The organism is Streptomyces sp. 4N124, assembly GCF_052245395.1.
Classification (GTDB): Bacteria; Actinomycetota; Actinomycetes; order Streptomycetales; family Streptomycetaceae; genus Streptomyces.
Genome location: NZ_JBQQBS010000121.1, coordinates 1 through 8,490, shown reverse-complemented (window position 1 = coordinate 8,490; position 8,490 = coordinate 1). Strand labels below are relative to the sequence as shown.

Annotated in this window: 5 protein-coding genes and 1 pseudogene; 3 read left to right on the top strand and 3 right to left on the bottom strand. The window is 70.3% G+C overall.

What is annotated here, in order from left to right:
* Positions 1-1,314: sigma-70 family RNA polymerase sigma factor (locus ACTWQO_RS48110; RefSeq protein ID WP_443243745.1), on the bottom strand; the 1,314-nt coding region annotated here is incomplete at its 3' end.
* A 318-nt stretch (positions 1,315-1,632) separates the two neighbouring features.
* Positions 1,633-2,388 carry a TetR/AcrR family transcriptional regulator gene (locus ACTWQO_RS48105; protein WP_443243744.1) on the bottom strand — a complete coding sequence of 252 codons (756 nt, stop codon included), beginning with the start codon at positions 2,386-2,388 and terminating at the stop codon, positions 1,633-1,635.
* Positions 2,389-2,764: 376 nt separating this feature from the next.
* Here ACTWQO_RS48105 and ACTWQO_RS48100 point away from each other — a divergent pair, with 376 nt between their 5' ends.
* Both ACTWQO_RS48100 and ACTWQO_RS48095 read left to right on the top strand, forming a co-directional pair.
* Entirely contained in the window at positions 2,765-4,144 is a 1,380-nt protein-coding gene (locus ACTWQO_RS48100) for an NAD(P)/FAD-dependent oxidoreductase (protein WP_443243743.1), read from the top strand.
* Between the two features lie 215 nt (positions 4,145-4,359).
* Positions 4,360-5,997: pseudogene (locus tag ACTWQO_RS48095) on the top strand (ATP-binding SpoIIE family protein phosphatase).
* Positions 5,998-6,105: 108 nt separating this feature from the next.
* Here the strand turns inward: ACTWQO_RS48095 and ACTWQO_RS48090 are convergent.
* A complete protein-coding gene (locus ACTWQO_RS48090; protein WP_443243746.1) occupies positions 6,106-7,365 on the bottom strand; it encodes an MFS transporter in 1,260 nt (419 codons plus the stop codon).
* A gap of 134 nt (positions 7,366-7,499) precedes the next feature.
* On the opposite strand from ACTWQO_RS48090, the gene ACTWQO_RS48085 reads away from it, so the two are divergent.
* Entirely contained in the window at positions 7,500-8,048 is a 549-nt protein-coding gene (locus tag ACTWQO_RS48085) for a MarR family winged helix-turn-helix transcriptional regulator (protein ID WP_443243742.1), read from the top strand.
* The last annotated feature ends 442 nt before the right edge of the window (positions 8,049-8,490 follow it).

The following is an 8,490-nucleotide window of genomic DNA, read 5'->3' as shown; positions in this document are numbered from 1 at the left end:
GGGTTCCCGCTTCGGGGGTGCCGGTGTCTCCTCCACGAGCCGTAACGACGGCGAGGACACGGGCGGCTTGGCCACCGGCTTCTTGGCCGGCTCGTCGTCGCCGATCAGCGCCAGCGCCACCGCGGCGGCGGCCACCGCGACCACACCGGCCGCGATACCGGCCTTGACCGGCGCGCCCAGCCCTTCGGAGGCAGCCGCACCGCCACCGGCCCCCGACCCGCCGGACGAACCGCCGCTCGCCGCCGAAGCCGCACCGGCGACTCCCGCCGCGCCCGCTCCGGTGCCTCCGGCGATGAGCGCGGCCACCTTGGCGTAGCCGGCGGCGCCGAACCAACCGATGACCGCGACCGGTACGACGGCGGGGATGCCACCGGCGACTTCCTTGATCTGGCCCGCTGCCACCCGGCACTTGGCGCACTCCTCCAGGTGCTTGCGCAGGCCCCGTTCGGCCCGCGTGCGCAGGCCGCCACGAGCGTAGGCGCCGAGCCGGTCGGCATAGCGGGCGCACTCCTCGTCGGTGGCGAGGGTCGCGCTGACGTGGGCCTGGAGGTAGGCCTGCTTGAGGCCCTCGCGGGCGCGGCTGGCGAGCACGCGCGTGCCGTTGGCGTCCAGCCCGAAGAGGGTGGCGACCTCGCTCGGCGACTCGTCCTCCACCTCGGTGTGCCACAGCACGGCCTGCCACCGCTCCGGCAGCGACCGGAATGCCTGCATCGCCATGGACTGCTCGGCCTCGTGCATCGCGCGCACATCGGCGCCCAGATCCAGTGTGTCGTCGTCGGACACCTCGGACGCCCGGGCGGCCTGCGTGGCGAACACCGCGAAGTCGTCGACCAGTTGCTCCCGCTTCGCCGACTTCGTCCAGTTCGCGGCGACCCGGCGGACAGAGGTCAGCAGATACGCGCGTACGGCGTGCTCGGGCCCAGATCCACCCCGCACCGCCTGCAGCATGCGGGCGAAGAACTCGGCGGTGAGGTCGTCCGCGGTGTGGGCGTCCCGGCAGCAGGTGCGCGCGTACCGGCGCACCGCGTCCGCATGGCGCCGGTACAGCTCCTCGTACGCCGTGTCGTCGCCCGAGCGCATCCGCTCGATCAGGTCGGCGTCGGAGGGCGGCAAGTCGATCGGCGGCGGCAGGACGCCGTCCTCGCGCCACTCGTCCTCGCGCCAGGCGCGCTGCGCCGGAACACTGCCTTCCGGGGGGTCCCCGGCCGGCGGCACACCCGCCCGCCCGCCCTGGCTCGGCACCTGCGGCGACGTCAGCCCACTGGGCTCCGCCTCGCCGTCACCGAGTGACCCGTCCCGCCCGTCAACGCTCATCGCGGAAAGCCCCCGCCGCCTGCCCAACCCGTCCCGAACACGGGCCAGGGTGCCATATTGGCTTTTGGTCAGGACCCGGCGGTACGGCCCATCCACTCGTCCGTGGCGACTTGCCGCGAGGCAGTACTAACCGTCACCCAAACGGGGAAGCATCAACGGGCGTTCCGTGGGCAGGAGTTGAACGCCTCGCCCGAAATGCGCGCTACGTCCAGGAGTGCACCTCGGCAGCGCCACGTCCCCCGTGGACGCCCGAACAGGGGCAGCGCACCACCCCCGCCCGGCATCGCCTCGTCGATCAAGCCAGCGGGTCGCCCGCGCTCACACCGGACGCGACCGCAACCCCTCCAGCAGAATGTCCAGCAGCCGAGCCGAGGCCGCCGCCTGCTGCGCCGCATCCGGCAGCGAGGGAGCCGCCGTCGCGATCACCAGCAGTACGTCCGACACCGACACATCGGCCCGCAGCTCGCCCGCCGCGCGCGCCCGCTCCACGAGCTGCCCCACGACCTCGAGCAGCGCCGCGGCGCCCGCGTCGTCCGCGGGGACCGCCGACGTCTCCTCCTGGACCAGCCGCAGCTCTCCGGCCCCCGGCTGGGTGCGCTGCTGCGGCACCCGGGCCTCGTCGAGGCCGGAGCCGTCGTCGGCGACCCCGACGCGCAGCACCTGCGGCGGCAGCAGCCGCCCGGCACCGGACGCCACGGACGTCCGCAGGAAGCGCGACAGCGCCGACCAGGGCTCGTCCTCCTGGCCGAGCGCGGCCCGTGCCTGGTCGGTCAGCCGGGAGGTCTCCTCCTCGGCTATCCGCCGCACCAGGACGTCCTTGCTCGGGAAGCGCCGGTACACCGTGCCGACACCGACCCGCGCGCGCCGCGCCACGTCCTCCATCGGCGCGCCGTACCCCAGCTCGCCGAAGACCTCACGGGCCGCACGCAGTACGTGCTCCAGATTGCGCTGTGCGTCCACGCGCAGCGGTGTCGACCGCCCTCCGTCCGCGCGTCCGTTGCCTGCCGCCATGCCGAGCGCACCGCCGGGTGCGATCGCAGAAGCAGACGACCAATGATTGTCCTGAATGTGCATACGTGTTCCCCCGGTTAATGACGTCTCCCCCCGGAGACTCTCCCCGCCATTGGACGCGAGGCGCTGGGAACAAACCCGGATCACGGGCCCGCCCTCTGGCCGACCCGAAGGCGCATCCCCCTACACCCCGTTGCCACACGAACATAGTTGAGCGGGAGTCAATTCAGAAGGGGCAGGTTCCGCACGGAGCGCCCCCCGATCGGAGTACGGGTCGTATACGTCCTGATTCCGCCCCTACCCCCCACCCCTCTCACACCCGCTGACCTGCGAAGATTTCCCGCACTCCGGCAATTCGGCCAACCAAGGGCGTCCCCGGCGCCCGGTCACACAAATTGCCGAGCCTGTGGACAAACGCAAGCGGCGGGTGCGTCATGGGATGGTGAAGGAACGTGCGCGCATTCTCGTTGTCGGCGGCGGCTACGTCGGGATGTACACCGCCCTGCGCCTCCAACGGAAGCTGAAACGGGAACTGAGGCAGGGCGACGCCGAGATCACCGTCGTCACCCCCGACCCGTACATGACGTACCAGCCGTTCCTCCCCGAAGCCGCCGCCGGCAACATCTCCCCCCGCCATGTCGTCGTACCGCTGCGCCGCGTCCTCGACGAGTGCCACGTCATCATCGGCGAGGCCACAGCCATCGACCACGCCAAACGCACCGCGACGCTCACCACCCTCGCCACCGAGGAGGAGGGCACGGGCCCACAGCAGCTGTCGTACGACGAACTGGTCCTCGCGCCCGGCTCGATCTCGCGCACGCTCCCCATCCCCGGCCTCGCCGACCACGGCATCGGCTTCAAGACCGTCGAGGAAGCCATCGGCCTGCGCAACCACGTCATCGAGCAGATGGACATCGCCTCCTCCACCCGCGACCCCGCGATCCGCGACGCGGCGCTCACCTTCGTCTTCGTAGGGGGCGGATACGCCGGAGTAGAGGCGCTCGGCGAGCTCGAGGACATGGCCCGCTACGCCGCGCGCTACTACCACAACATCAAGCCCGAGGACATGAAGTGGATCCTCGTCGAGGCCTCGGACCGCATCCTGCCCGAGGTCGGCGAGGAGATGGGCCGCTACACCGTCACCCAGCTGCGGCGCCGCAACATCCAGGTGCTCCTGCAGACCCGCCTCGAATCCTGCGAGAGCCGGATCGCCGTACTCAGCGACGGACAGCGCTTCCCGACGCGTACGGTCGTCTGGACGGCCGGCGTCAAACCCCACCCGATCCTCGCCGCCACCGACCTCCCCCTCAACGGCCGCGGACGTCTGAAAGCCACCGCCGAGCTGACGATCGAGGGCACCACGCACGCGTGGGCAGCGGGAGACGCGGCCGCGGTCCCCGACGTATCCGCCGACGAACCCGGCAAGGAGTGCGCCCCCAACGCCCAGCACGCCCTGCGCCAGGCCAAGGTTCTCGGCGACAACATCGCGCATTCACTGCGTGGCGAGCCGCTGGAGACCTACGCGCACAAATATGCGGGCTCAGTCGCCTCCCTGGGACTGCACAAAGGCGTCGCACACGTCTACGGACGCAAGCTGAAGGGCTACCCTGCCTGGTTCATGCACCGCGTCTACCACCTCAGCAGGGTGCCGACCGTCAACCGCAAGGCCCGCGTCCTGGCCGAGTGGACACTGTCGGGGCTCTTCAAGCGGGAGATCGTCTCCCTCGGTTCGCTCGAACATCCCCGAGCGGAGTTCGAACTCGCGGCCGGTGGAAAGTCATCAGGTAAGCCCTCGGACGACCCGAAGGGGTCGACCTGACCGAACCCGGGAACTCCACCGCCAGACCCGGCGTCTGACGGTTGTCGGCCCGGCCGGCCACCCTGCCAGACTGGTCCCCGCCCCCACGGACGAGCACCTGCTCGCCCTTCGAACCCACGAGGCTCACCCACAGTGCTGCAACCCCGGGGTGCCACCCCCCAGACCCCCGGCCGGGTCCGGAGCTGGCCGAAGACGACTACACGAGGCAAGGATTCGTGAACTTCACGCGCTGGAGCGCCCGGCTCCCCGGAACGCAGCGCCGCGCCGCAGCGCGGACCGACGCGGTCCCCTCGGACCGGCGGGGCGAGAGCTCCGTGCCCGCCGCCCGCGCCGAGCAGCTTGCCGACGACGCACTGTCCGTGCCCGCCGTCGACGAACTGCCGGTCCGCGAGGTCCTCGACCGCGTCCCGGCCCTCGTCGCCCTCGTTCACGGCCCCGACCACCGCCTCGCGTACGTCAACGACGCCTACGTGACGGCCTTCGGCCCCCGCCCCCTCGGCGACCCGGCCCGCGAGGCCCTCCCGGAACTCGACGAACTCGGCCTGTTCCCGCTCCTCGACCAGGTCCTGCGCAGCGGCAAGCCCCGCACGGTCAAGTCCCGCAAGGCCCCCGACGGCCGCTCCTACACCTTCGCCTGTACCCCGGTCACGGACACCGAGGACGGCGGCGTACTGATCTTCGCCACCGACGTCACCGACCACGCCGAAGCCGCCGAACGCCTCCGCGCCAGCGAACGCCGCCAGCGTGAAACCGCCGTCACCCTCCAGCGCTCCCTCCTGCCCCAGGTCCTCGAACAGCCCGACGACCTGCGCGTCGCCGCGACCTACCAGCCGGGCGGTACGGAAGCCGCGGTGGGCGGCGACTGGTACGACGTGATCACCCTCGGCGGTGGCCGCACTGCCCTCGTCATCGGCGACGTCATGGGCAGAGGAGTGCGCGCGGCCGCGGTCATGGGCCAACTCCGCACGGCCGTCCGCGCGTACGCCCGCCTCGACCTCCCCCCGCACTAGATCCTCCAGCTCCTCGACGGCCTCGCCACCGAGATCGACGCCAACCAGATCGCCACCTGCGTCTACGCCATCCACGATCCGAACGAGGGACGGCTGGTGTACGCCTCGGCCGGCCACCTGCCGATCCTCATCCGCGATGAGAACGGCCAGGTCGTCCGGGCGGACGAGCCCACCGGCCCGCCCCTGGGGACCGGCGGCTGGATGCATACGTCGGGCACGGTCGCCCTCAGCCCGGGCTCGACGGCAGTCCTCTACACGGACGGCCTGGTGGAACGCCGCAACGAGGACCTCGACGAGGGCATCGCCAGCCTGGAGCGCGCCCTGGCCGGCGCCACCGGCACACCCCAGGTCGTCTGCGACCGCCTGGTCCGCACGGCAGGCGTCACCGCCGACCACGACGACGACGTGGCGGTCCTGGTCCTCCAGCACCCGTCCCGCACGGGCCCCGACAGCGACCTCTTCCGCAACGCGGCCCTGGAACTCCTGGGCGGCGTAGAAGCGGCCCCACGCGCGCGTGCGTTCGCCTCCGGAGTCCTGACCAGCTGGCGCTTCCCGCCCGACCTGCACGACCTGGGCGTCCTGGCCGCCAGCGAACTGGTCGCCAACTCCCTCCAGCACGGCATCCCACCCATGCGGTTGAGGCTCCGCCGTACTGATCGGCGCCTGATCATCGAGGTGACGGACGGCGACGACCATCTGCCGAGACGTCGCCGCGCCGAACCGGGCGACGAGTCGGGACGGGGCATCGCGATCGTGGCCACCATCGCCTCGAACTGGGGCTCACGCAGAACCCCCGGCGGCGGCAAATCGGTGTGGTGCGAGTTTGCGCTGCCGAAGGGCTAGCGCCGTAGGTGTGTGGCGGCGGCTGGCTGCGGGTGCGTTGTGGCTGGTCGCGCCCACGGGGCGGAGCCGCATATCGATACAGCCCCGCGCCCCTTCGGGGCGCTGCACCTAAGCGGTGATGGACTCCACTGGTGTCCCACCACCCTGGGCAACCACCCGGCTCTTCCTCAGCGACGGCTGGTCCTGTACGGCCGTGAGGTGCCTGCCAAGTCGTACGGCGAGGTAGGTGATGCCCAGCGAGAACAGCAGGAACGTCACGATGTACGGGGCATGCAGCGACGCCCCCATGGGTCCGCCCACCGCAGGACCGACCGCCAGCGCCAACTGCTTGACCAGCGCGAACGCGGAGTTGTACTGCCCGGCCAGCCCACTCGGCGCAAGATCGGCCACCAGCGGGGCAACCGTCGGCGACAACATCGCCTCACCCAGCCCGAACAGCGCGTACGTCGAGATGAACGCGGCCGTCGCCATGGCCTGACTGCCATGTCCCAGCCCCGCATACCCGGCCGCGATCCAGGCCACGGCCCAGATGAGCCCCACGGCGGCGATCACCCGAGACCGCCGCTGGCGCTCCACAAACCTCAGAACGAGGAACTGCGCCACCACGATCATCCCGGTGTTCGCGGCCAGCGCGGTCCCGAGCGCGGACGTCGAGATCCCGGCCGCCTCGACCCCGTAGGCACTGAGCCCCGACTCGAACTGCCCGTAGCACGCGAAGAACAGCACAAAGCCCAGCACGCACAGCTGCACCATGGCCCGGTTGGACAGCAACTGCTTCCAGCTGCCCTTCGCCGACCCGGCAGGCGCCTGGCCGATCTGCGGCGAGTGCGGCATCCGCACGGTCACCATCACCACGACCAGCAGCAGGAACATCGCCGCCTCGATCGCGAACAGCAGAGTGAAGGAGCTGACGCGCGTGGCGTCGACGAGATGACCACCGATGAGGCCACCGACACCCAGCCCCAGGTTCTGCAGAAAGAACTGCGTGGCGAACGCCCGCGACCGGGTCTCGGCCGACGAGCAGTCCACGATCATCGTCGCGAGCGCCGGCTGCATCACGGCCTGCCCCGCTCCGAGACCGGCCGCCGACAGCAGGACAGCGGTGGCATTGCCGGCGAGCCCCAGGCTCAGCGCACCGACCGCGGCGGTGATCAGGGCGGCGAGCAGCACCGGCAGCGGGCCCCGCCGGACGATGGCCCGTCCGGCGAACGGCAGCACGACCAGCGCGGCCACGGCGAACACGGCGAGTACGAGACCCGCCGTCATCGCCCCCAGCCCCCGCACCTGCGCCACATAGACGTACAGGTAGGGGACGGTGAAACCGAGCCCGAACGCGCTGAGTGCATTGCCCACATGGATCCGGCGCATCGCTGCGCCCATCGCCCTGGTCACGTTCACCTCTCTCACTAGTTAGGAGTGAAGACTTCAAGACTAAAGTTCGAAGCTAAAGAGTACATAGCGAAGGACTTCAAAGCAAAGAGGGCGCATGCGATACTGCGCCCATGGCCGAGACCCCTGGCGTCACCGAGCCGACGCTCGAAGAACAGATCGCCGCCTACCAGCGCGAGTTCCAGGACCTCGACCCCCAGGTCGAGAAGATCGTCTCGGCCCTGTCCCGCCTGAACCGCCGTATGAACGTCGCCTACGGCCGCCAGACCTCCGCCCTCGGCATCAGCAACGCCGAGTGGGAGGTCCTCAAGGCCCTCGTCCTCTCCGGCGCCCCCTACCGCATGGGCCCCGGCGACCTCGCCAAGCGACTAGGCCTCACCCCGGCCGCGATGACCCACCGGATCGACCGCATGGTCACCGAGGGCCTGGTCACCCGCGAGCGGGACGAGTCCAACCGTGTCCGCGTCATCGTGGAGCTGACCGCCGAGGGCCGCGAGAAGTGGCTGGAGGCGATGCGCCTCGCGACGGTCTTCGAGGAGGACCTCCTCCAGGACCTGTCCGCGGCGGAGCGCACGGCCCTCGGCGAGGTCCTCACCCGCCTCCTGCGCAGGGTGGAGCACGCCCAGCCCGACGCCGGCGGCCGGCTCACGGACCTCGACTAAAGATCTTGACAGGCGTCGCTTGACAGCCCCCTCCCCGATCCGTAATGTTCTTCGGGTTGCCGCGGAGCCGTAACGGTTCTGCGACAGCACCTCGCGCCGCGAAAGCGGCAAACCAAACCATCAGCACGATCTCCCGGCAGGGTTGATTTCGGCATGCCCGATTTCAATTCGAATTGGGACTCGGCGGCCCGATTGGGAATCGCCGAGAGGATCCGCTAAGGTTTGAGACGTCGGAACGGCCCAACGGCCCGGAAGACAAACCCCGCTGACTGGGGATCAGGTCGAGAAAAGGTCTGATAGAGTCGGAAACGCAAGACCGAAGGGAAGCGCCCGGAGGAAAGCCGCGAGAGAGTCTCTCGGGTGAGTACGAAGGAAGCGTCCGTTCCTTGAGAACTCAACAGCGTGCCAAAAATCAACGCCAGATATGTTGATACCCCGTCTC